This window comes from Enterococcus sp. AZ089, assembly GCF_050547225.1.
In the GTDB taxonomy this organism is placed as follows: Bacteria; Bacillota; Bacilli; order Lactobacillales; family Enterococcaceae; genus Enterococcus_D; species Enterococcus_D entomosocium.
In genome coordinates, this window is the sequence record NZ_CP172954.1 from 2,279,974 (window position 1) to 2,305,207 (window position 25,234).

The following is a 25,234-nucleotide window of genomic DNA, read 5'->3' on the forward strand; positions in this document are numbered from 1 at the left end:
CCGTTAGCTTTGAGGTTTAACGCCCATATGCATCGCCGCCGCACCTCCTGCATAGCTTTTGACTTGCAACACATCAAAGCCAGCTGCCTGAAACTCCCGTTTCAATGCCTCCTTGTCAGGAAAATCCCGCGCAGACTCCTGGAGCCAGGAATATTCTTGATAGCTTTTGGCGAACAATTTGCCAAATAACGGCATGACATGGTGAAAATAAAAAGTAAACAGTTGCCGCCAGCCGATCAGTGTGGGCTGTGATGTTTCGAGACAAACGATTTTCCCGTCTGGGCGCAGCACCCGATGGATTTCCGCCAAGACATGTTGGCGATCCGCGACATTTCTCAACCCGAACCCGATCGTCACATAATCAAAGTGCGCGTCTGGAAAACTTAATGCCATCGCATTGCCGTTCTGCCACTGGATCTGCGTTTGTTGCTTTTTCTGTGCCTTTGCTTTGGCAACCGTTAACATTTCTTCGCTAAAATCAACGCCGGTCACTTGCCCCGTCGGACCGACCGCTTCATTTAAAGCAAACGCCCAATCCCCGGTCCCGCAGCATAAATCTAATATCTCCGCACCCATTGGTACTGCCATCCGTTTCATGGTGTCCTTGCGCCACCGTTTGTGGAGCTGAAAGGAGATAATACCGTTCATTCGATCATAACGGGAAGCGATCGATTCAAATACATCATGTACTTTGGTTTCTTTGGCTGTTGTTGCCATTGCGGCACGTCCTTTCTTTGTTCCCTTCGTTTTGCTGTTGCTTCACGTGCTTCTGCTTTTTAGTCTAGCACGAAAAAACCTGCGGAACAAAAACCCTGCTTTCGGCTTTTCCTCCAGTCATTTCCCCACAAAAAAACAGTCTTTCCTACATAGCTCCCCGCTTGTTGACCAAGGCAATTCGGTCAGCAACAAGCGGATCCAGCAGTGAAAGACTGTTCTTCTTCTGTTTGTTTTAAAAAAGGTTGTTCACGTTTAATCGATGAAGTCCCAGATATTGTTCCAATAAGAAACACGGTCTGCGCCATTTTCATCTTTGTAGCGCACAGAAATCAAATTACGGATGTCATGAACAGGAATGTCAAGGGTGACAGAATCCGTTACGGGTCTTTGTTGCACGTTGTATGTTCGATAAAAGGTGCCATCCATATAGACGTCAAAGGTACTAAGATTGGAATAAAAAATTTGCAGCTGATTGTTATGAACAGCAAGGTTGATCAACTCACCAGTGACAGCGCGTGTGCCGGTCTGAAGCGTGAGACTGTCTTCCCCTATCAAAATGTTTTCCGTCTCTGGCTGATTCCCCGAAACTCTACCGTTGATCGTTACCGGGGTCAGAACATTACCAGCAGCTGCCTGTTCATCCACTCGAGCAGTCAAGTTCCATTCCATGCGATCCCCCGGTGCGATTGGTCGTTCTAAGTGGATCGTGATACGATCGCCAGAAAGACTAGACGAGGCTATATTGTCTTGGTACACGAGCGCATCGACATTTAAGAACGTCAATAAATTCGGCGAGATATCTAGTGTCACGACAGCATTCTCAATATCGTCTTTCCCAGAATTTCGCGCATCGTTGCTTTCTACGATCGTCCGCAAGATCAATTGATTGCCGACGGTGATAATCGGATTGCCTTCTTCATCACGATCAAAGCTTTGCGGTACTCGCAACGTAATCGATGGGTCAGAAGGTCGAATACTGGTGACTTCAAAGGAGAGCGCTGGTGGGAAACGTTCATCGCCAATGGCATCACGATACCCTAAATAGTCCTCATAATCGCTGGCGGACGGATTCGTGCTCCCCAACTGACCATTGGGTTCCGTCGTGGTCGTATCTGGTAACGTTCCTACGAAATCGTCGTAACGATCATTTGCAAAATCTTTCGCGTAAAATTCGATATACACATCCTCTTCAGGATCAAGGCGACGTGGTAATTGATACTGCCATGGCACGGAGTTGCCTTGTTCGGCATCAAGCGTAATGACATATGGGTCACCTGAAGCATCACGGATCAATCCTTGCGCGGTACTCGCATAAATGGCGACGCGCTCTTTTGGCTGGTCGTCTTGCGGAGAATGAAAATCCATGATCCCCGAAACTGTTGTCGTCCGTTCATTAAAGACCTGATCCTCTGCCACTTGCAGACCAGTCGGTGGTCGTACATCCACGACGACCGCATCAGGCAAAGCGGCAATACTCTCTTCTGTTGCATGAATGAAAATCGAATCGTCAACATCCTCCATCGTGGGGTCTAATCCTCGGTGGGCACGCAGCACTTCAAAACGTTGACCTGTCTTGAAAAAGTCGTCCCGCGTCCATGCGATCACACCATTATGCACCTCACCAAAAACATCGACAGTTGATTTGGAGGAAAGCCATTGCGTTTCAAGCTGGTTGCCTGCTTCGTCCTTCAAAGCAACTTCCACCCAGACCTCATCATCCCAGGCATCGCGAATCGCCCCCGTGTATTCATACGGAACGACCGCTTTGGCATAAAAGGTTTTGTCGGCATTGGTCGGGGTCACTAAGTGCTGGATCATTGGCGGATAATTATTGGCAGAAAATCGCGTATAGGCATTCCCGCCCCTAAAAGTCGTACTGTTGAATTCATTTGAAAAAGGCTCTCCCGGCTGCGGACTAACGATTTGTGCAAAATTGACATTGCCTAGTTGATAGCTCAGTGGATTCCAGAAATTGTCCGGATCACCATCTAGATTCACGTCGTTGCGCTTTTCCCAAACCGCTAGTCCAACACGATTAGACATAAAGGTACTGTTACGGTTCGAATTAGAAAAAGCTTGTCCGCCATTCGGACGATTATTTCGGAAGTCATAAAACAGTGGTTCATCAATCACAAAATTGCTTCTGGCAACCGAACTGATTATTCCATTATTTGCACCTAGGGTCCGACCTTCCATTCGAAAGGTCGCGTCTTTTCCAGCTAAGAACTCGGCTTCTCCGCCTTGCATCCAAACAGCAGGTCCACGATGTGCATAGATATGGATTCGACTGTTTTCACCTTGTGCATGAAAAACCGAAGTTCCACTGCCATCAAGAGGAAATTGAATGCCTTGTCGACCAGCCGTATCTGAGCCATTACTGGCAGTAATGGTGGAATCAGCAGATGGGTCAAATTCTCGTTCTTCATCATTGTATTGATCGAATACGGCAAAGCCTGCTTCATCAATATAGATGCCATCATCTGCCGCAGTCCTGGTGCCGGCATGGTTAAAGATATTCAACTGACCGGCTGACTCCACATAGAACTCGTTGTTCCGCCCGTACATCCGCACTGCAGCCGCATTGCCATGGTATTTGACGATATTCATTTTCCCTTGGTCGGCAAGCAGAAAAGTCTGTTCCCCTACTAAGCGAAACCGCATAACTGAACCATACTCATGATGTTGACCTTCGCCAAACAAATTAAATTGCGACCCTTCCCCAGTTACCGTCACATTGCCGCCGAGTTTGGTGGTCGATCCCGCTTTAGAGATTTGATTGACAAAAGCAGTGGTTCCTTTCGGTACACCATTCGTGGGACTGGGGGCTCTAGAATAGGAGTTTACGACCGCCCCACCAGAAATAATGGTACGAGAAAACTTATTTTGCGTCTCATCCCGACGTCCAATCAGGGAAATGATTGCACCGTTTGCTCCCGCTAAGTCCATTTGTGAGGAGGCATTTAAGACGGTACCTTCTCCATCCACTTCAAAAATCACCTCGTTAGTACGTCCTTCGAGATTTGCCCAAATTGCTTGCCACTGGACACTATAGAGATCTACTTTGGAACCCTTATTGACTCGAAACGAGGTTGAAATGTTGTTGTTATTTGGATGAAGTCGAAAAATTGGCCGAGTATTTGAGATCTTGACATCCGCCTCATCCGTGATCAAGACACTTTTGACATTAAAGCTGCCATTATCATTATTAGTACCTGCGGTTGGATTCTTGTGAGCCACCCAATGGAACGTTCCTCGAATCTCGAGATTTCCTTGCTGCAAATAAAGGAAATCATTGCCCGTACTTCCCTCTAGCACACCACTTTTTGCCTCGATATTTTCTATTTTGATCGTCCAAAAAGCCGAAGCTGCCAGCGATTGTTGATAGATCAACGCGTTTAATCCTAGATTGTTCCCCTGAAAATCGATCGTCATATTTTTTAACTCAAAGACCGCTGGTTGACGATCATGGGTAGTCGTCAGTTCAAAGAAACGTCCAGTAGGATTCGTGCTATAGTTTGGTGTCCCGTTCGTGTTGAAACGCTTCGGTGTGGTTAAGGTAAAGCCATTCCCATCGATAGACACCGAACGATTCAACGCAGTTAAGCGATTGTTGGCCTCATTCGTATAATCAGCGGTAATGTCAGCGAGAAACACGATTTCAGAGATCGAGGAATCACTAAAAGCAGCCCGCAGCTCTTGATAGTCCGAAACTTCGGCACGCTCTCCTTGCATCGCCCGTTCTGAAAGTAGTTCGACTGCCGCTGACTCATTGGTTTCCTGCTGCTGAATGTCAAGCAAGGCTGCTTCTTCTACAGCCTTGTCGGCTTCCAATCGCAAGGCATGTCGTTCCTCGAGTGAAGGCGGAGCGATTTTTTGCAGCGTTCGGTTTCCCCGTTTAAGAACAAATTCGATGGCGTCTTCTTCTCCTAAAGAGACCGGTAATGCCAAGGACAACGTTTCTTCCGTAGGCGCCACTTCGATTGCCACACCATAAACACCCTCTTGTTCAGCTGGATGCAAGGTCGCTTCCTCAAGCTCAAGCATTTCAAACATTTCTAATGACACCAGCGCTTCATGATTCGCCATCAAGAAAAGCGTCTCGCCTGCGGCTTGTTCCGATTCGATCGTCACTACATATTGTCCTGTTTCTGGGTCAAAGTGACCGGACACTTCATAGGAATTGCCACCATGGATAGCAAAGACCGCATACAAGACAGAAATTACGATAAAGCCCCCTAATGCAGCGGTAGCCAATTTGATTTTCGAGACAGTCGCCAGAACAGTAAATGATTTCATCTAGCCACCCCTTTCCTTTGATTACTCCAACAGTTCTTGTCCCGTTTCAAAGCTCGATAGATAATACAGCTTGATAACGACACTTGCCGAAAACGCATCTGCTCCTGACGTATTACTTCCTTGCCGATATTCGACTGATTCCACTTTTAAAAAGCGATTCAGGTTTTCCATCCGATCAATAAAACGCACGATTCCTTCATTCGTCTCACTCAGGAGGTCAAAGCCGATCCTTGTGACCCGAAATTGCGTAGCCAAAGGATTGTCACCGGTCTGATCCGCCAGTTGTTCTGGTGTAGGGTAAAGCATCTCTTCATTAAAGGTCGATTGCAAAATCGTGATCGGCAATTCCGTTTCAAGGGCAGCGAGATCGGTAAAATAATACTCGATCGCCATACCATTGGGAATGATTGGCACCTCATTGACCGTCTCTGAGGAAAGAAGGTCTGGTTCCCCTTGCAGGTAGACTAGCTGTTCCTGAATGTCGCGGATCTCAGCTTCGATCCCAGCTAATTCCTGAGCCAATTCGATCCCTTCAGCACGTTTGGGATTCAGTAAAAATAGCCAGAAAATGAGTACTGAGGTAGCGAGAACTAGCGCAATTACCGCGGAGATGATGATGTGTTTTTTGGAGAAAAAGACTTTACTCATCCGCTTCCACCTCGCTTTCCTCTTCGCTCTCTTCACTGATCACTTGTGGTGCAGCGATTCGTGAGAGGTAGACAGTGATGCGCCCATCTTGCGGCGTTGAACTATGAGAAAAAGATTGATAAGTCACATGATGTACCCAATCAATTGCTTCAAAAGCCGATTTAAGGCGAATCAGACTTTCATAAACATCTCCTTGGACCGCCAAGTTCACCGAAGGAAACAATGGTGTGCCGTCTTGGGCTGTTTCGGACATTGTCCCCTCACCATTTAGCAGCAAATTATACGAATTGATGGTCACATCGATCCCTGATGCCACCTCCTCAAAGGTTTCCATAATAGGCGCTGTGAAATATTTCTCTTGCTTTTGCAGGACGATGAATTCTTGTAGCTCTTGTGATTTTGATGCCAGCATCTCTTCTAACTGGCGCTGGAAAACGATGCGCTCTGCTTGACTAGACATGATACTGCTTTGATTATTGGTCACCAGCCTTTGATAATACCAAAAGCCTAACCCACAAACCCCAACGACTACTAACGAAAGGAGAAGCGAAACCGAAAGAATGACTTCAAACGCCCGATTACGGATAAATTTATTAGGCAATAGATTGATGTTCATGGTTACACCTCTTTCGTCGCTAATCCCGCAGCCAAGATATAGCGGTCGGGAATTTTTTTCTTGCTGGTTTCACTTACTTTTGCGGAAATCGTTTTGACCGGCAAAGAAGACACCTCATGAAATATTTCTTGGACTTCTTTCCGCAGCATTGGATGACCGCCGACTAAGTAGATTTTTTTCAATTCACAATCAGGCGAGATTTCCTGATAATAGTAAGCAATCACCGAATTCAGGGTTTCTGCTAACCCTTCCAGTGCTTGGATCTCCGCACTTTCCCTAAAGTTCACTTGCACAGATTGGGCTTTTTCAATATATTTCCAGTTGGCTTGATTATAATCTTCATACTGCAGGTAAGTCGGCACCAATTCTTCAAAAAAGGTGATATTGGCGATGCCAGCATCTAACTCGACCAGCACGAAATTTTCACTCCAGTTGATCTGTCGCTGAAACATACGACTATACGCCAGAAAACTGCAATCGACGCCCATCAACTGATGGCCGCCTTTTTTCAATGTGTCGCCGAGTTGAATCAAAATCGGCTCTGATGTGACCACGACTGGCACATTGCCATTGATGGTAAACCGATTCCGCTGGATGACCACAGCTTGCGGTTCTGCTTTCTCTTCCTTCTTGCTGGCTTTTTTCTTTTGTGCTTTTGGTGCTTTTTCCTTGTTGCCTTTACCTAGGATCAGTAGATCAAAAATCGGGTTTTCAAAAGGCAAGGAGATGGACTCCCCCAATTCAAAATACAAGTACTCGCGAATCTCTTTTTCCGAGTTCATCTTGCCGATTGGGATCTGTTTGATCAGCAGACGAGAATTTAGTGCCGTGATCACCACACTCATCGTGCGTAATCCCAAGCGTTTGGCAATCTCATTGAAGGCGGCTTCAAGACTATCAGGATTGCGCAGCTTATCATCTTTAAAAATCGTACCATTCACAACCAGCTCGCCGTATTTGAGACGGTCACCTTTTTTGGTACAGTAACGGATGCAGTTTTTTTGGATGTCGATCCCTACTAAGCGGGGAATTGTTTTTTTGCCAAACATACGAGGACCTGCTTTCTTCTTGTTGGTTTTATATGAAGGAACCAACGTTATTTCTATGTACAACGCTTGCTTAGCAAATCAAGCAAACGCCAAGGTCAGCAACCCAATTCAAAGGAACCAGCCGCTGCCAAGATAAACCATGCCGGTAGCAATGGCGATAAAGGGACCAAAAGCAATGTAGCGGCTTTTGACTTTGCCCCGTAGCATTTGGATCACGTAAAAGATCACTGCCAAGCAAGAAGCGACAAATAAAACCGTCAAGACTTGCACTGGGCCGATATACACACCTAAGACGGCAAATAATTTGATATCGCCGCCACCCATGCCTTTTTTACTGAGCTCCGCTAAGAGATACAATGGCAAGAAGCCAGCAAAGAAGCCAACGAGCCAATACCACCAAAATTCATTTTGCGGTTGGATCAACCGTAAACCGATCCCTCCGGCGAAAAAAGTGGCTAACACTTTATTGGGGATCAGCTGATAGAAGATGTCGCTGGCAGAAATAATGGCTAATAAGGCTAATAAACACCAAGCGGCAATCACTTCAGCAGTGCCCCAAAACAGCAAGGTCGTACCCGTAAATAGCATGCCGATCAACACTTCATAAAGAAAAGCAATCAGCGGGATCTTTTTTTGACACTTACGGCACTTGCCTTTTAAAATAAGGTATGATAAAACTGGAATGAGGTCCCTTGCACCTAATGTCTGTTGGCAGTCATCACAGTGCGAGCGAGTCAGCAGGGATTCCTTTTTGGGAACCCGCCAACCAACCACTAGGAAAAAAGAACCTAGACACATTCCTATGATGAAAAGATAACCAATGATTAGGCCCATTGGGATCTGTTGCAAAATTTCGTTCATAAAAAACTCCTTTTTTCCTGGGGGGTTGAGTTGCCGTACACCTTAGGTCAGGTTAGTGACTTGAGGTGTTTTTAGTTTCCTAAAAAAATTAATATCTTATAACGGTGGAGGAGCTGGTTGAGGATCTCCAAATACATACTCTCGAGTTAAACCATTGATTTGATTTTGTGTTAACCCAGTACCGAGAACACCTATCTCGTTGCTATTTTCTTGTCCAGCCTTTAAAACGCCAGCTGGAGCATACATTGTTAAAGCACCTGTTGATCCGATATAAAACATAACATTATCAGTATCTTCCCATGATGTACTGTTTAGTAATCCATCATCCATTACATCTTCTAAGGTAAAATCTAAAACCGCGTTAGCTGTCCCGTCATTCAAGTTGCTATTAGTTGATTGATAGAGCACTGCTGCTGAGAAAGCTTGTTGAATATCAGAAACAACTGCATCTTCTCGAGCATTTTGAATCACGTTCCCAATCGCAATAACCCCGATCCCAGCGATGATCGCTAAGATAACGACTACTGCCAGCAACTCGACCAAGGAGAGGCCGCGCTCGTCTTTCAATAATTTATTCAATCGATTGTCTGTTGTTTCTTCTGCTAAAATTGCATCAATCATAGTGTGTTTACTCCTCCTGTTTCTTCCATATATATTAAACAAGCCGTCTAGGTGGCTTGATAATACCAAAATTCATTACCCTTGGATCGCACCGAATAAATCGAACATCGGGATCATGATCGCCGCAACGATCAAGCCAACGATCACACAGATTATCAAGATGACAATCGGTTCCATGATCGTTTTCAGTCGCTTACTGGTTTCATCAACTTCTTTTTGATAGATGATACTCAATCGTTTCAGCATGTCCTCAAGGGAACCAGTACTTTCGCCAATCTCGACCATCTGGGTCACTAACATCGGAACCATCATGTTGCCGCGAAAGACATCGCTCATCTTGCCACCTTCTTCAATTTGAAAGGCACAGTTATCGATGATTCGCTTGATGTATTTATTGGCAACGACATCCCGACTCATATTCAAGGCGGTCACCATACCGACAGAGCTGCTGAGCAGTGTCGACATGGTTGTCATAAATAGTGAAAAACTATTCTTGGTGATCATATCGCCCACCAGTGGAATGCGTAATAGAAAACTTTGAAAAGCGAAATCAAAGGTTGGATTGCGTCGCGCGATCCACAGTCCGACGAAAAATCCGACGATCAAGACGGCTAAAACCCATCCTCTGGACTGAAGGAACTCGCTGATCGCCATCGTTGCGACGGTGATCGTCGGCAGATCGGCATCAAATCCTTCAAATACTTCCACGAACATCGGTACGATCATCACCAATAAAATGATCCCCACGATAAAGGTTAAAATCACTAAAATAATCGGATAGACCATCGCTGTGACGATCCCGCTGCGGTTTTCGGCGCTTTTTTCATAGTAATCCGCCATATCCTTCAAATTTCCTTCCAGTGATCCAGACATCTCCGAAACAGCGATGACACTGGTCAGAAGTGTCGGAAAGGCATTGGGATGATCTTTGTAGGCTTCTGAGAGCGGGCGTCCGCTATCAATCTCATCCCGAACTTCGCCAAGAATTTTCTTGAAATTCGGGTTTTTTTGTTGCTCTTCCAGCATTCGTGAGGCATCAACAATCGTGATCCCCGAAGCGATCAATGTCGAAAACTGGCGCAAATACCCTACCAGCAGTTTTAACGAAACTTTTGTAAAGAGTTGAATCTCTTTATTCGCCAAGGTTTCTGGCTGTTCGATCAAACTGTTGACTTTGATATGCTTTTGGCGCAGCTTTTGGCGGGCTTCAACGGAGGAATTGGCACGCAAGCTGCCAGAAAACGTTTCGCCACGGACATTGGTGCCTTGATAGGCAAAGAGTGCCATCGGCTATTCGCCCCCTTCCTCCATTAAGTTATCTGCCACATCGGCATCGACCCGTTCCGCAGCAACGAGTTCTTCTAAAGAAGCGCTCATGGTATGCATGCCTTCGTTTTTTCCCATCTGCAGCATATTATGGATCTGGTGGGTTTTCCCTTGACGGATCAAGCTGGCGATCCCTCGGGTATTGAGCATCATCTCGGTTGCTGCTACCCGTCCGTTGCCATCGATCGTTGGCAGCAAGCGCTGGGACAAGATCCCTAGTAATGCGCCAGCAAGCTGTGTACGAATCTGAGTCTGCTGATCGGCAGGAAAGACATCGACGATCCGTTCAATAGTCGCTGGGGCACTTGACGTATGCAAGGTTCCTAATACCAAGTGTCCCGTTTCCGCTGCCGTCAAAGCAATCGAGATTGTTTCAAAATCTCGTAGCTCCCCTACTAAGATGACGTCTGGATCTTGACGCAGGGCAGCTCGTAAGCCATTGCCAAAGGACATGGTGTCGCTGCCGACTTCGCGCTGGGCAACGATGCTTTTTTTGTGGTTATGGATGTACTCAATCGGGTCTTCCAACGTCAAAATATGCGTCTTTTTGGTATCATTCAAATAGTCCAGCATCGCAGCCAGTGTCGTTGATTTCCCTGAACCGGTCGGCCCTGTAACTAAGAACAAGCCTTGGCTTTTATGGATCAGAGTCCGCAAGACGGTCGGCATACCGAGTTTGCTTAGCTTCGGGATCTCGATGGGGATCTGCCGCAAGGCGATCGAAACGGTATCTTTTTGGCGGAAAATATTGACCCGAAAGCGACAGATGTCGCCTAGTTCGTAGGCCAAGTCGGTCTCGCCTTTTCCCTTGAATTCCTCCCATTGCCGTTGGTTGCAAAGGATTTCGGCAATGGCTTCGATGTCCTTGGTGTCGATGGTCGGAACCCCTTCGATCGGTAGCAAGTCGCCGTGGCGACGAAAAATCGGCGGTACGCCTTCGACTAAATGGATATCCGATGCTTTTTGTTCGACGGCGATCATCAACCAATGATCGATCCGCTCTTTAGGTGACATGGCAGCAAATTGCGCCGCTTCGTTGCGATTGACGCCCTGTGTACTGCTGGCAGTCGTCGTTTTTGTCACTGCTTGCCGTTCTGCTTTTTGAATGATCTCCCGCGTCGAGACAGATCGGTCTTGATCGCTCTGGCGACTGTGGGCACGTTTTTTTTCTCTCAGTTCACGATTTTCCCGAATGCGGGTACGGGTCGGAGCTGTTTTTTCTCTCGTCGCCCTTTTGGTTGCTCGCTCTTGTGTTGCCACTCTCGTTTGATCCATTAAACCAGCCCCTTTCTATGTGCATTTCCTTTTAAAACAATGTATGTAGTTCTTCGGTGATCCCTAGATCACCGATAAATCAATCCGTGCCTCACTCTTCTGCGGCGACCACCTTCAAGACTTCTTCGATGGTGGAAAAGCCTTGTTGCACTTTGTCTAACCCATCATCCAACAAAAAGCGCATCTTTCGTTCCTGAACATAATCCATCAGCTGGTCGTTAGTCGCTTTGTTCGTGATCATACGACGCAGCTTGGCATCGATCGTCAACAGCTCTTGGACGGCCATTCGCCCTTTGAATCCCGTATTGCCACACTTTGGACAGCCCACAGGCTGTGCCAGTTCCGTAACCGTGATGCCATAGGATTCAAATAACTGCTTGTCCTTGTCGCTGGCTGGTCCTACTGTCTTACAAGAAGAACAAAGGGTTCGGACGAGCCGTTGAGCTAAGATGCCTTCTAACGCATTAGCGACCAGAAACGGTTCTACCCCCATGTCGACTAAGCGATTGATGGTGCTGACGGAATCATTGGTATGCAGGGTGGATAATACCAAGTGCCCGGTCATGGAAGCCCGAATCGCAATCTCCGCCGTTTCGCCATCTCGAATCTCTCCCACCATCACGACATTGGGGTCTTGTCGCAAGATCGACCGTAACCCAGCGGAAAAGGTCAAACCGACATTGCTGTTGACTGCCACTTGGTTGATACCTTGCAGCTGAAACTCTACTGGGTCTTCGACGGTGATAATATTGATCTCCGGCGTGTTCAACTCTTGCAGCGCCGCATACAAGGAAGATGATTTCCCTGATCCTGTCGGTCCTGTGACAAGAATGATTCCATGGGGTTTATGCAAAATCGCTTTAAAGGTCGCCAATACCTTCGGTTCAAAGCGAAACTCATCTAGGCGCCGAATGCCACTGGAGCGATCCAACACCCGAATCACGACTTTCTCCCCATGAATGACAGGCAAAACCGAGACCCGCAAATCAACCACGTTGCCCCCGTTACGAATCATTGCTCGACCATCTTGTGGCACACGTGTTTCGGTGATATCCAAGGAGGAAATGATTTTCAGTCGTGAAGTAACACCAGTCTGAATACTCTTAGGCAAGTTTTCATGGGTACGAAGCTCCCCATCGACCCGTAAGCGGACGACTAATCCTTTTTCTTGGGGATCGAAATGGATATCACTGGCGCCCCGATCCACCGCATCTTGCAGCAGGGTATTGACCAATTTGACAATCGGCGAATCATCTAATTTTGAGTCGCCTTCTGGGTCGATGGTTTCAACGAGAGAGTCGCTCAAGCCATCCAAACTGATTTCAGAAGGGTAATCGCGAACGATCAGTTGTTGGATATCGGCATTGTGGGCTTTTTGCGGACGAATCAATAACCCAGTGATCAAACGCATTTCATTGATCGCCGCATAATCCCCAGGGTTTGCCATCGCAACGGTCAAGCGGTTGCCTTTTTTTTCTAATGGAAAGACGCTGTGCTGTTTGGCAAACGAGCGGGGGATCAAGGACAAAACCTCTGAGCTGATCTCTAAGTCAAACAGGTTGCCTGTTTGTGTTTTCTCAGCAGTGGTTGAACTTGTGGTGTTCTCTGACTTTTTGAGAGACCTTCTAGGTTTTCTACGTGGCGTTCTTTCACTTGATTGCGGCAACTGGCGCCCTCCTTTCAATAATCGAGTTTGTTGATATAGTCAAACATTCGTGTAACGGTTAAATATGCTTCATCATCAGACCACATGTTTCGATCCAAAAAACTTCTGAGGATCGTTACCTCCCCCGATTGCGCCTGACTTTCAAAGTCGCGGACGCGATAATTGACGCCTAATTGTTGCAGTTGATTTTCTAGTTCCACCTGGTCATCCATATAGTAAGGTACGAGAACGACCGTTCCTTCAAGACGACGGTTATGAGCCCCTGTTGCTAAAAAAGTCGGGTCAAATAATGCCAAATCTGGCAGTATTTCCATGACAAAGGTCGACTCTCTATCCACAGCTAAATGAAAGGGTTCCACGCCTGTATGACCCAAGATCAGCTGAGCACCATTTTTTAAGGTGATTTGATTCCAATACGCTGGATCTTCATAATAAGAATCAAAAACCGCGGAACTGCCGGCTTCTGCTAATGCCAATCTACGAGCAGTTTTCGGCGCATCGATAAATGAAAGCCCGTGAACCTCCATTATGGTATTGCTGCCATCCAATGTGATTCTTGACGGGTCATGGGGCACTGTGAATTGATTTTGATTCTGAAAATACGAGAAATCATCGATCGTTCCACCACTAGGCATCATCGTATTCGTCAGCATAAAATCACCATAAACAGTAATCCTTCGTTCCGTATCTTCGGTACTATGCACGATCGAGCCTTCCGTGACTGGTCCCGCATAAAAATTGCTGCTCGTCAGAACCATCGACGGCTTCATAAACGTCAAACTACCATCTGCCGCAGGATTCTGTTTCGTGGCTTCTCGATGATAAAAATTAAAATAATTGCTATTTAATTCGCCTAACCCAGTGCCCGCATCCGGTGAATTTACGGAAACATTTAGATGGCCTTCAGCAAAGAGAACCCCTTCTTGCTCAACTCTCGAAGCCGAACTATTGGTGTTGTTGATCCATACGTTTCCAGCAAGGATATCCGTATATGCTTGTGATAGGACCAAGCGACTGCCAGCTCGACTGCCCAAATCGATATACATTCCTAAACCGGCTTGCAAGAAGATGTCTTTGATCACGTTCAACCCGTTACTAGGCTGTCCGCCATCATTCTGGATCGCAAGCAGACTTTTTGACGAAAATTGCCCGCTTCCCTGTCCTTCCATCTGGACCCCATGATTAAAGAAAAAGGAACCATCGAAATGCAGCCAATTAAGAATCGGCTTTGTTCGAAAATCTAAAAATCTGCCGTCTTGAAAATCTTGCAGGACATTGTTGGCAAACCCGAATTGCAAGAAGTCATCCGATTCAAAAGCGAGATAATCAAACGATGGACGTACGCGTTGAAAATCGGCGACTTCAAACAATTTTCGAACCCAAGTATCGGCGGATACAGCTTGCCCTGCTGTAGAGGGTAAGTAATAGGGATAAAAAATGTTTCGCCAAATATCCAGCTGTGTTTGTCTTTGTTCGAGGTCTTCTTCTTCAAGCTGCATTTCATAGATATATTCGGCAGAAGCTGTATGTACTCGCGGTTGCCCTTCAGCCAATTGCGTCTGATCCGTGACTTGCGATTGAATTTGAATAATGATTTGAAGATTGGTTTTATCTGGCAGCATCGAGGCGGATTGGATCCATCCTTGCTCCCCACCAGATTTGGTCATTACATAAGGGGCGATCTCATTATATTCATAGTCAACGACAGAGGAGGTAAAAGAAAATTTATCATCGATGGTCTCATTCACATCGACTTCGTCCAGCACAAATCTCAATTCGTTATCTAGATGGTCTTGCCAGTCATTATTATTAGAATAGAAGCCGCCATTCTGCATGGTTCGAGTGATGAAATCATCTATTCTCAGTTTTAGCTCCTGAGAAGCGAGTTGAAAGGAATATTCGTGTACATCTTCCACTCGACGGAAGCTATCTATCGTTCGAATTTGTGAATTGACATTTCGAGCAACAAGGAAGACCAAGCCAATCATCAAATAGGAAAGAATGATCGCCGCGAGGGCATAAATCAGCGCAAAACCAGCTTCATTTTGTCTACCATCGTCCATTCCCGGGTACCCCCCCTCTTGCTTTCTCATTGTCACGATAATTGATCGTAAATTCTCGTTTATAGATAATCTGCTTGTGGTAATCAGTGACCAGCTCCTCCATCTGCCACCAGCCAGTCAAATCATCATAATAATCCGCAAAGTTGATCGTTTCCGTGTAAAATAAAACGAAAAACTTGGTCTGGATACTGAACGTATCGCGATAATTTGGCGTATAGTGATGGGTCAACGTCGCTTCATTCTCATTTTTTTGTTGAATGATCTTTAACTTAATCGTAGGATCTTTCGTATCATAGACTCTGGCACGAATATTGTTGGTATCTGTGATATCCGTCACAACCATTCGCGGACTGCCCTCTTCCGTAATCGTTGCCCCTAAGGTTCCTTCGGGCATTGTTTTGACAATATGTTCCTCGTGGAAAAGAAGACTATCATATTTTCCTAAATACCCCGCATGTTCATAGATACCATCAATTTTGGCGATTTGGTCTGCTTGCGCCAAGATTTCATTCGCTATCCCTTGAAAGGCAGCAATTCGACCTTGACGAACAGAGGCTTGGACGATCAAAAAGAGTGTCCCAGAAAAGAGTGCAATGATGATGCCGAATATGACCATCGCCCCTAACAATTCGACAAGCGTGATTCCTTGCTCATCCTGTAATCGATGCTTCATCTGCGCCCCTCCTTTGCAACTTCCGCAAGAACAGCCAGCCCTTTCAATAGTCTACTACCCAATGCAGATACGTTTCTGTCAAAAATGCGCCCGTTTGTTTATCGAAGACCTGAATAATAAGTCCGAGCCCGAGCTGACGACGGTCGTAACTGTCTTCTCGCAGTCCATGTCTGGGGTCTTCGCGAATGGAGACCTTGACCAAATAGTTGGTGGTTTCTTCATTCTCCGACAAGTACGTTCCCATATAGAGGCGATTTTCTTCCGAATTTACCAAGGGCTGCGGCAAATGAGCGCCAGAATGATCGTATACCACCTTGCGAATAAATCGGCCCCGATTGAGATCATCTACAGCAATCGGGATTTCTTCATACATCGGTTGCCCTTGCGCATTGTATTGAATCCCTGAATTATCGAGGACCAAATGGTGTCGGCGAACTTCTGAGGGATCATCTGGATCGACCATCATCCAAGAAGGTCTAGCCGTAAAGATCCCGATATTCAAATCCGCCAAGTCTTGAGTCTGTGCCCGGTAGATTAGCCATTCCTTGACATCATCTCGTGCTGCGATGGCCTCTTCCATTCGGGTATTGTAGCTAAGGATCAGGTTGTTTTGGATGATCAGCATGGCGATCATGACCATTGCGATCCCGAGAATGACGATCGCTCCAAGGATCTCAACCAGGCTGAACCCTGATTCATCAAGTACTTTATGTGCTTGTCTGCCGTTTTTCAGTTTCATCACCTGCTTTTTACCTAGCCCCCGATCAAGGAGAATCCTTTTCTTCTAGCTGGTTGATACTTGTATCTGGGTCAAGAAAAGATAATTTGCTAAGGGCAAACCCCCAGTGAATCAGTTTATTGAAATCAGGGTAGTCAGCTAATGGAATACTTTTTTTGGCTTTGCGTGTGATGCGGATTCGTTCCCTGATATAATGATACCTTTCTTCTTCAACCAGTCGCTGAATCTCGGCGATCCCTTTTTCAACATCAGGATCTTCGACATTCGCTTGCATATATTGTTGGTAGAAATAATCCAAATACTTCCCGTATTGAAGAAAATAACGGTATTCAATTTCTTCAATGACCATTTTCACGTGAATCTCTCCTTGACTTATTTTCTAGCAACTTATTGAAGTGAGTACAAATGCCGATAGATGATCGCAGTAGCACTCTCTGGGCGATCATTGTCTAACTGAAAGACCTCCTTTAATGATTGTCGATCAGAAGCCTGAATGACTTCGACTTTCGGTAAAAGTTCGTAGGCAAGATGGCTATCGTCTGCGACACTTGTATCGATCATCACTTGTTCGATCAGTGAACGGGTGACGCCATAACCGTCTTCACTTTGATAGGATCGGTCCAAAGGGAAACTATAATAAAACCAGCCATCATCGGGATTATAGATCCAAGTGTTGCGATCGATCTGACGGTAATCGCTCAAAGAGCCGAATTCGATCATGATGGCTTCTGAATTGATCTGGGCAGGACTTTCAGAGACAAAGCTGCTTAGCGTTTTCACCGTTTGGGTCGGATACAACCCAGCAGCATCGGGAAACGCACTGATCATCTCTGGCAATTGAAAGGCACTGCCTAACCCAGATTCTGTCGTCGTGTAATCAAATGACGACTGGTCAATCGTTCCCTGTTCTCCGAGATACGTGAATCCCGTAGGTTCTTCATTGGTGGAAAAGGGGCTGGCTAGCTGCGACTCCGCCCAGTTTCGAACAAAATAACGATACCCTTCAAGATAATAACTATAGGTCAAGTTGGCTGCTTCAAAGGTCCACTCAGCAACCGGATCAGCAGGATTGAGCAGCAGCAGTTCCCCACTCATTTTCTGCATGACCGGTTGTTGGTTTCGTCGAAAGGAATAGCTGAAGTGAGCTTCGACAAGGACCGGTTCTTGCCAGAGATCTGGTGGACCATCGATCAAGTCTGATGACGGTGGCTCCTCCATTTCTTCATTGCCTTCGGTGCGATCGTAGAAGTTCTCAGGATTTTCCTGTTCTTCAGCGTCTAATTCCCCCAATAACTCCTGCATCTCTTCACTATCGAAGGCATCCAAGGGAGGCGTGGGTGCCAACTCTTCGATCGTCTCATCGCTGATCCAAACCATCACTTGACCATCAAGAGCATTTCCAATGAGTTCTGGGATCTGCTGGGTCACGTTCTGATACCCTCTTGCTAAAATTTCGTTTTCATCAAAGCGAGACAGTACTGGTAATAAGTCTGGCGCATCACTCGCATCTGCCGCCTGCTCAAAAGCTGCTTCCTCACTGTCTGGCGCGATATAGCGCAGCACTTCTTCAAAACTTGCTCGGACAAAGACTGGCACTTCACTAGCGTTCATTACCCGAACGGATCGTTGGATCGTCGTCCCTGTAAGGGTCATTCGTTCCTGCCATTCTTCCAAAATCTCGATTTTTTCGAACACTTCATATTCATCCGCTAATCGACGAATATGAATAGACTGATTATTCTGCCAAATCAAGATGCTAAGCAACAAAAGAAAGAAAAGCAGACCCGCGATACTATTTCTTAACACTATTTTTTTTTGCACCCTTGTTTCCTCTTTTCTCAAGTAATGACGGCTCTCAAGTAAAGAGATAAATGCCTAATAGAATGAATAAGGCGATCAATGATACACAGAAGATGATGGATAATATCAAGTTTTGATCAATAAAACGAAACACATCTGCTACATGGTTGATACTCATTGAGACTTCTCCAACGAAACGGTCTGCTTCGATGGCTTCTTCCCCAAATGCCTGTCCATCACCAATGACGGATAAATGATAGCCCTGCTCTTCGTCAGCCTCGATCGATAGTACTCGGCGAGCAATATAGCCGGTTCCTGAGCCATTTGTAAAGACCGCGAGCCCGTTTGGCTGTACTTGAGTGAAGGCTTGTTCTCTTAAAATGATCAAATCTTGTGTGCGTAATGCGGAGCTGTCAAGATTCGCCATCCCATTATCTGATAAACGCACCACCCGATGATTAAAAACTGTCATTTCGTTTTGATCAGTCACATATAAGCCGATAAACGTAAATAGGACAGTCATGCTACAAACCAAGAAAATCAGATAGATGATTTTCAGTACGAGATTGCCAGATTTCTTTTTGGCTGTTGGTTTCTTCGTCGCGGCTTTGCCTTTTTGCGGGGGACGTCGTTTCTGGGAAACTTCCGCTGGTTTTTTGCCGTGCTTGTGGGTCCCTTTTGATTTGGCATTAGGATGACTTGATTTTTTGATTTTCCCCTGCTCGTTGTGCTGACTTGGACGTGCTTGCTGCGGTGGACGCTTTTTCTTTTTGCGTGGTGCTTCACTGGTCGTACTGGCAGCTGCTCTTTCTTTTTGCTTGCTAGGACGCTGCTTTTCGGTCGGTAATTTGGGGCGATTCGCTGTACCAGCCGCTTTTTTTCGTTTCTTTTTCACAGGCGCCTGTCCTGTCGGTTCTTTTTGGGTCGGCTTTTTTGGTCGTTTCTTGCCACTAGAAGGGCTGGCTTGCTTTCCTTGCGCCTGAAACTTTTCGATTCGGGGATTTCTCGGTGTATCCTCTGGTTGGTCTCGTTTTTTTTCACGTTTGGCAGGCTGTGGCGGACGTTTTTTTCTTCTAGGTGCTTGCGACTGATTACTCATTGGCATCTACCTCGCTGCCCGCTCGTTCCATCCCTCTTAATTGGTTTGCATAAGTATTGGCATTGGCATTTTCCTGCAAGCGATCCTTGACGGTCCGAATGGATGCTGGCAAATTCCCTGAGCCTCGACGATTTGCCGCGCTTCTTTGCAAGTCTTCAAACAACGAACGGGTCGTCTCCGCTTCTTCCTTGCGGGCTGCTTCGATTGCGTGTGCACGTGTGCGTTCAATCTCTTCCAAAATCTCTTCGGTCGGCTCATTATCATAAATGGTTAGATCATAGGCCTCGATCAACGCATTCAGCTTTTGGTCATAATGGATGTCCGTAGCATAGCGCCCTGTCAACCACGCAGTTGCTTCCCGATAAGTTGGGGCATTTTCTTTCCAAACGGGGGCATAAAAGCGCGGGTTGCCAGTGATGCCTCCTCTTAGTAAGCGAGCGTAATCTTCGATGGATTCACGGTAACTTGGGTATTTACGGAAATTGGAAGAGATCGTATACCACGCACCACTTCCATCATCTTCTTGCGTATTGAAGGTCACTTTTTGCCCACGAAAGCTGCCCTTGATGCCGAAAAGATTATGGTTTGGCGGACTGGATAAGGCGCTGTTTCCTGAGCCGGTCTCCAAGATGGCTTGTGCGATCATCACTGAGGCATAAAGATCATTGTTATAGGCAACATCTTGCGCGTCAGAACCAATCTCATTGATGAATTGTTGTGTCGTTAGATTACGTGAAACCGAAAACTGAAAGTTGCTTTCCCGCTCTTCTTCATCGATCGGCGATTCGGGTTCTTCAGTGATTGGATCGGGCTCTTTTTCTTTGTCCTGATTGGTTTGATTCCCATTTGATTGGTTGTTTCCGCTATTGTTGCTGCTGTTGGTATCGTTGGTTTCTTGCTCATTCGTTTCAGGTCCAGCAGGCTGATTCGGCTGTTGATCGCCTTCTGAAGGATCTGGCGTCGACGGAACATTTTCGGCCTCTTGGTCTTCTGTTTCATCCGAGCCGCTCTCCATCTCTTCCTCGTCTGTCTGTCCCTCGTCTGCCGGTCGTTCCACATCATTTACGACTTGGACTTCCGTTCCTTTTTCGGCCTGCTCCGCTTCTTCTGGAAGGGTTTCTTTTGTTTGTTCTGGAGGAGTATCAAGTTGCTCCGTTATCCTGTCAGCTCCTTCGTAAGAGACCGGTCGGAGGGCATCCGTTATCGATTGCCCACGACTTTCTCGTTGTGCATCGATGGTTTCCATATAAGTAGATGGTTCTACACCTAAGATCGATCGAACCATGGCTTCAGAAATCGTTTGATTATTGATGATTCCGATAAATGCTCCGATCGCTAACAGACTTTTTACGTTTCTTCTGGGCTTTTTCATCTTCTTGATCCTCCTCCTTGGGGCTGTTCTTGCTGGTGCCTTTTTTTGGTCGTTCATGGTCTTTGCTTTCATTTTTCTCAAGCTGCACAAGCAGCAATTGATAATGAAAGGCATTGTTCCGCAAATACATCGTAAAACCTAGCAAAAGAGCGAGTAAAAACAAGTGACTGATAGTGACATATTCTCGAAAGGCAGAGAGATAAAAATAGGCGGTCAGCTGCAAAAATACCGCTAATGGGATCAAAGAAGCAATAAAGTAGATGCGGTATAAGAATAAGAATCGTTGTTTTTGCTTTTGGGTTCTCATAGACTGCTCCTAACGTCTGTATTGCCTTCGATCAATGCTTTTTTTTCTAATAGATAGCTTTCGCTTTGGAGAAGATCAAAGTAAGCAGCTTTTCGTAAAAGATTGTCATAGTCCATCTTCATAATGCGTGCGTAAGGTTTTCTAAACCATGGTCGCTCATACAATTTGACTCGTGACTCAATCACGCTGCATTCATAAAAAACCAAACTGATATCTTTAGCAGATAGGTTGTTGTCGACCACTTGCTGCACTTGCCCTCTCTCATAGGTCAATTCTTTTTCGTTCAAGGTCATTTTTTCGATCTTTTGTACGAGATTGTCATTGATGCGCCAAACCTGTTCGAGGTATTTGGCTTTTTGAAAAAGATAGGTATATTCTCGTAAGCTGATTTTCAATTGCGTATGCCAGTTCTCGTCTTCTTCATCGGTCAAGCTATTTAAATAGTGGATACTATTTTTGATCAAAGAGGCTTCTAAGTTTTCGATGTAGATCTCAAGCTTTTGATTGGCCAAGCGCAAGCGCTCTTTGCTTGCTCGTTCTCGTTTCGCCTCTTCCTCCAACGCTAATTCATTGGCGTTGACTTTGGACAATTGCTTGGCTTTTTTTGACTGTTTTTTTTTGCTGCTTTTTTTTCGAACTTTCTTTTTGAACTTTGGTGGCTCATCCGCACTGACCTTTTGGAACTCGAGCGTGTCTTCCAGTTCTTTTTTCACTACATTGGTTTTGCCCTGACGTTTTTCTTCATGGACTTGCGCTTTCGGGCGACTCACAAACGTGACATTTTGTTCGTCGATCACGCTTTGTACGATTTTTACCAGTTGCTCTTTAAAGTCGTTCGCATCACTTACACCAGCGGGGGCTTGCTGCTGCAAGCTAGCATGCAACTGCATCGTAAAGGGAAACTCTTCTTCTGTGTATGCGATTGGTACAAACTCCAAAAACAAATTGCTTTTCTCATCGGACACATGATTGATGCCGATTTGCGTCCACACAAACTGAGGAAATTGCTGTTCCAAGGGAATGCGTAATTTTGAGTAATCGATTTTTTTCCGTAAGATCTCCATCTCGATATGATGAGTGAAGGCTTCGATGGAATAAAATTGCTCAAAGTAATGCGTCACTTGTTTGCGAATCGACGATTTGAGCGGCCACTTTTTTTGATAGAGGTTGTCGCAGGCAGTGATTACTGATGGAAGTGCCTCTTGTTTGTAAAATAATTCCTCAAGATTTGGACTCAAGGTTGGATAGATGGCAATTTTTAAAATATCATTCGTCACATTCGTCCCAATGACCAACATTCTCATAAGAAATCAAGTCGTAGTTGTTGCTTGTGATTTCTTATACAGCACATATGGTCCTAGTGGGTTTCCCTCCTTTGTCGTGTCGCTCTCGGAAATTATTTAGCAGACCTTTTCGTCTATTCCGACTCATAACCTTCTTTTTAGTCTGGAAGATTCAACACTTTGCTATGCTGGATCAACTGCTCAAACAACCCTTTCGATTCATGATGAAACGTCGTAAGTCGTTCTTGGTATTGCTTGATCTCTTGACGGATTTTCATCACTTCCATCGATGCTTCTGAAATGATCTTGTGGGCTTCATTTTCCGCCATCTGACGTCTTCTGTCGGCTTCCAGTTCTGCTTCAGCAGCGGTTTCTCGTGCTTTTTCTTTTGCTTCGATCAAAATCGTCGCCAGCTCGTCCTTCATTTGTTCGACCTTTGCCAGCTCACGTTCCAAGTCACGCTGTAAGACATTCTTATCTGCCAATTGTTCGACTCTTGAACGTTCGAGATCCCGATATTTCGCTTCCGCTTCTTGCAAGCGCAAGTTCAACTGTTGATTTTCATTTTCAAGCGAAGTGATCCGGCGCATGCTTTCGACTTCTTTTAATTTGTAGTTTTCGATTATCGCCGCTTTTTCTTCTAAATGAATCGCTTTTTCTTCAAAAGCTTCCACTTGCTTGCTTTTCTCTTCTAATTCTTTTAGCAGTTCATCTTCTCTTTGACGCAATTGTTCGAGCTCTTCTTCTACTTCGATCAATTCGTCTTCTTGACTCGTCAACTGCTCAATTTCTTGCTCATAATTGGTTTTGAGGGCTTCTTGTTGACGTTCTGCTTCTTTTAACTGCTGCTGTAACTCGTTGTAGCGCATTTGCAGCTGCTTGTTTTCATAAATGATACTTTCTTGTTGCGTCGCTTGCGAAGCCATCCGATTGATGGATTCTTGTTTGTTTTCCAATTGCTTGGTCAAATGTTCGACGGTCTTGGTCAGTTGTGAAACGGTATTTTCTAATGCCAGCAGCTCTTCTTGGGCATCATCGTCATACTCGTCTTCCTCGTATTCTTCATCCTCGTACTCATCGTCCTCGTACTCGTCGTCCTCATATTCTTCATCGTCATCATATTCTTCATCATCGTACTCGTCTTCGTCGTACTCTTCTTCATCATATTCCTCGTCGTAGACATGAACGCCTTCGTAAGTTTCTTCATCTTTCTTTTTGCGAAATAATGCCATGTTACCCCTCCTGATTCCTCACTCATCGATGATTTGATTCGTTAACAATTTAGTGTGTCTACAAATTGGTCTGCTTGAACGTCTACTTTCGTGAAAAGTTGCACTTTGGCTGTTCTAACCTCGGTCTTTTTTCAAACGAGCTGACATTTCTGCTGTGACCTTTTGAGCAGTGATGTCCGTTTCCTTCTTGCCATCATTCGTTCAAAAAAAGAAAGCAAAACCACCACACCCCATGATTTCCACGACCTCCATTTATTTTGGAGGATAGAAATCAAGTCAGTGAATCGGCCTGTTTCTCAATAAAATAGCCATTAAACGAAAAGACGGCTTCCGTTCGCAGAACATCTGTTGTCTATTTGATAGTATCAAAGCAAAAACAGATTGAAAAATCAGATATTTCTTCACTTGATGAAATATTTGTCAGAGCAAGTCGTTTATCCACATGATATTGTTAAAAATTGAGCAAAATATCTTCGTGTTAAGGAAACGAATGGTCTTCTTTAAACGATCTTTATCTTAAATCAACAATCACGCCTTCCTAACCGCCGATCAATCCCCTCAAAAAAAATCAGCGACCTTATAAGCCAAGGTCGCTGATCGATTCTTTACCTATTATATAGTTTTACTGCTCAGTCATCTTTCATCTATTGGAAGCGATCCCTTTTCTCTCAGTTTGAAAGCCGGTTCCTGTCTACCGATCTGCAACTGTAAGTCTTTTTTCTCCCTGATGGGCTGCTTTTCTCTTGCCTTCAAAAAAAGAAAGAACCGTTTCTTGAAAATCAGTTTGCTTTAAACGAATAACTTTTTATGCATGTATAATGTCGCCATCCGATAATCATAATGGATCATCGAAAAGGCTAATAGCTCCCCATTTCTCAGATAGCTGTCATCTCGTACGATCAATGCGGGCATGCCTTCTTCTAGATGAAAGAACGCAGCTTGTTCCTGTGATAACGGTTTGCTTTGAATGAACTTGTCGATGAAGGCGACTGTCAGTTGTTTTTCTTCTGCCAAAGCTTGGAACATTGACCCCTCCATCATTGTTTCGGAGATCTCCCCTACGATTTCAGGTATATAATAGGAACGTTCAATCAAATACGGTTTGTCATCTAGCGTGCGAAACCGTTGGACTTCGATAAAGTGCTGATCTTTCGCAAATTGTTTTTGACTTGGGAGAAACAACGCCTCTGATACTTTGACCAGTCGCTTTGAGGCTTTGACCGTTCGAATGTTTTTCTCGCCCCGGGTCAAGTCTTCATTGAAGCCAAGATCTCCTTGTTCAATGGTCGGTTTTTGGTTGTTATGAAAACGAATATACGAGCCGCGGCCTTGCATCTGGTAGATCCAGCCCATCTTGCTCAACTTATTGAGGGCTTGGCGTAACGTATAACGAGAAACTGGATAAATTGCCAAAAGCTCTCGTTCACTAGGCATCTTCCCCTGCTCATTTCCAATGTCACCAGCTTCGATCTTTCTGATCAATTCTGCTGCTAAGTCTTCAATACTGAGTTTCGTCATCTGCCTACTCCTTTCCTTGCGATTCTCTACTACTATTATCGTCTTTGGCGTAAAAAAAGCCAGCTATTTTTCA

21 protein-coding genes are annotated in these 25,234 nt (G+C 45.4%); all 21 read right to left on the bottom strand.

Annotated features, from left to right (window positions below):
* Window positions 1-3: 3 nt before the first annotated feature.
* Window positions 4-717, bottom strand: a complete 714-nt coding sequence (locus IGJ01_RS10660; protein WP_430601049.1) for a demethylmenaquinone methyltransferase — start codon at window positions 715-717, stop codon at window positions 4-6.
* Between the two features lie 252 nt (window positions 718-969).
* A complete protein-coding gene (locus tag IGJ01_RS10665; RefSeq protein ID WP_430601050.1) occupies window positions 970-5,013 on the bottom strand; it encodes a pectate lyase-like adhesive domain-containing protein in 4,044 nt (1,347 codons plus the stop codon).
* Between the two features lie 21 nt (window positions 5,014-5,034).
* Entirely contained in the window at window positions 5,035-5,661 is a 627-nt protein-coding gene (locus IGJ01_RS10670) for a hypothetical protein (protein ID WP_430601051.1), read from the bottom strand.
* The gene (locus tag IGJ01_RS10675; RefSeq protein WP_430601052.1) at window positions 5,654-6,277 is read right to left on the bottom strand and encodes a hypothetical protein; all 624 of its coding nucleotides are present in this window, start codon (window positions 6,275-6,277) and stop codon (window positions 5,654-5,656) included. Before IGJ01_RS10675 ends, IGJ01_RS10670 begins: the two co-directional genes overlap by 8 nt.
* 2 nt (window positions 6,278-6,279) lie before the next feature.
* Window positions 6,280-7,326: a type IV pilus biogenesis protein PilM gene (gene pilM / locus IGJ01_RS10680; RefSeq protein WP_430601053.1), complete on the bottom strand. Its 1,047-nt coding sequence runs from the start codon at window positions 7,324-7,326 to the stop codon at window positions 6,280-6,282.
* A gap of 108 nt (window positions 7,327-7,434) precedes the next feature.
* Entirely contained in the window at window positions 7,435-8,187 is a 753-nt protein-coding gene (locus IGJ01_RS10685) for a prepilin peptidase (protein WP_430601054.1), read from the bottom strand.
* 96 nt (window positions 8,188-8,283) lie between these two features.
* Window positions 8,284-8,808, bottom strand: a complete 525-nt coding sequence (locus IGJ01_RS10690; protein WP_008378681.1) for a type II secretion system protein — start codon at window positions 8,806-8,808, stop codon at window positions 8,284-8,286.
* Window positions 8,809-8,883: 75 nt separating this feature from the next.
* Window positions 8,884-10,095: a type II secretion system F family protein gene (locus IGJ01_RS10695; protein ID WP_086332510.1), complete on the bottom strand. Its 1,212-nt coding sequence runs from the start codon at window positions 10,093-10,095 to the stop codon at window positions 8,884-8,886.
* A 3-nt stretch (window positions 10,096-10,098) separates the two neighbouring features.
* A complete protein-coding gene (locus IGJ01_RS10700; protein WP_008378685.1) occupies window positions 10,099-11,409 on the bottom strand; it encodes a type IV pilus twitching motility protein PilT in 1,311 nt (436 codons plus the stop codon).
* A gap of 91 nt (window positions 11,410-11,500) precedes the next feature.
* A complete protein-coding gene (locus IGJ01_RS10705) occupies window positions 11,501-13,075 on the bottom strand; it encodes a GspE/PulE family protein (protein WP_244732023.1) in 1,575 nt (524 codons plus the stop codon).
* A gap of 14 nt (window positions 13,076-13,089) precedes the next feature.
* Window positions 13,090-15,138 (bottom strand): type II secretion system protein, encoded by a 2,049-nt coding sequence (locus tag IGJ01_RS10710; protein ID WP_430601055.1) that lies wholly within the window; start codon window positions 15,136-15,138, stop codon window positions 13,090-13,092.
* Window positions 15,125-15,811: a PulJ/GspJ family protein gene (locus IGJ01_RS10715; protein ID WP_016613462.1), complete on the bottom strand. Its 687-nt coding sequence runs from the start codon at window positions 15,809-15,811 to the stop codon at window positions 15,125-15,127. The genes IGJ01_RS10710 and IGJ01_RS10715 overlap by 14 nt, the downstream gene beginning before the upstream one ends.
* A 43-nt stretch (window positions 15,812-15,854) precedes the next feature.
* Window positions 15,855-16,550, bottom strand: coding sequence for a type IV pilus modification PilV family protein (locus IGJ01_RS10720; RefSeq protein ID WP_005235106.1), 696 nt, complete (start codon window positions 16,548-16,550; stop codon window positions 15,855-15,857).
* Window positions 16,551-16,575: 25 nt separating this feature from the next.
* Window positions 16,576-16,899 carry a hypothetical protein gene (locus tag IGJ01_RS10725; protein WP_005235105.1) on the bottom strand — a complete coding sequence of 108 codons (324 nt, stop codon included), beginning with the start codon at window positions 16,897-16,899 and terminating at the stop codon, window positions 16,576-16,578.
* A gap of 38 nt (window positions 16,900-16,937) precedes the next feature.
* Window positions 16,938-18,392, bottom strand: a complete 1,455-nt coding sequence (locus tag IGJ01_RS10730; RefSeq protein WP_430601057.1) for a hypothetical protein — start codon at window positions 18,390-18,392, stop codon at window positions 16,938-16,940.
* 13 nt (window positions 18,393-18,405) lie between these two features.
* Window positions 18,406-19,449 (bottom strand): hypothetical protein, encoded by a 1,044-nt coding sequence (locus IGJ01_RS10735; RefSeq protein ID WP_086316326.1) that lies wholly within the window; start codon window positions 19,447-19,449, stop codon window positions 18,406-18,408.
* Window positions 19,442-20,821 carry a glucosaminidase domain-containing protein gene (locus IGJ01_RS10740; protein WP_086316327.1) on the bottom strand — a complete coding sequence of 460 codons (1,380 nt, stop codon included), beginning with the start codon at window positions 20,819-20,821 and terminating at the stop codon, window positions 19,442-19,444. Before IGJ01_RS10740 ends, IGJ01_RS10735 begins: the two co-directional genes overlap by 8 nt.
* Entirely contained in the window at window positions 20,754-21,128 is a 375-nt protein-coding gene (locus IGJ01_RS10745) for a hypothetical protein (RefSeq protein WP_005235091.1), read from the bottom strand. Before IGJ01_RS10745 ends, IGJ01_RS10740 begins: the two co-directional genes overlap by 68 nt.
* The gene (locus IGJ01_RS10750) at window positions 21,125-22,432 is read right to left on the bottom strand and encodes a hypothetical protein (protein WP_087663938.1); all 1,308 of its coding nucleotides are present in this window, start codon (window positions 22,430-22,432) and stop codon (window positions 21,125-21,127) included. The genes IGJ01_RS10745 and IGJ01_RS10750 overlap by 4 nt, the downstream gene beginning before the upstream one ends.
* 137 nt (window positions 22,433-22,569) lie before the next feature.
* Window positions 22,570-23,643 (bottom strand): DivIVA domain-containing protein, encoded by a 1,074-nt coding sequence (locus IGJ01_RS10755; RefSeq protein ID WP_087663937.1) that lies wholly within the window; start codon window positions 23,641-23,643, stop codon window positions 22,570-22,572.
* Window positions 23,644-24,432: 789 nt separating this feature from the next.
* The gene (locus IGJ01_RS10760; protein ID WP_008378710.1) at window positions 24,433-25,161 is read right to left on the bottom strand and encodes a GntR family transcriptional regulator; all 729 of its coding nucleotides are present in this window, start codon (window positions 25,159-25,161) and stop codon (window positions 24,433-24,435) included.
* Window positions 25,162-25,234: the final 73 nt, after the last annotated feature.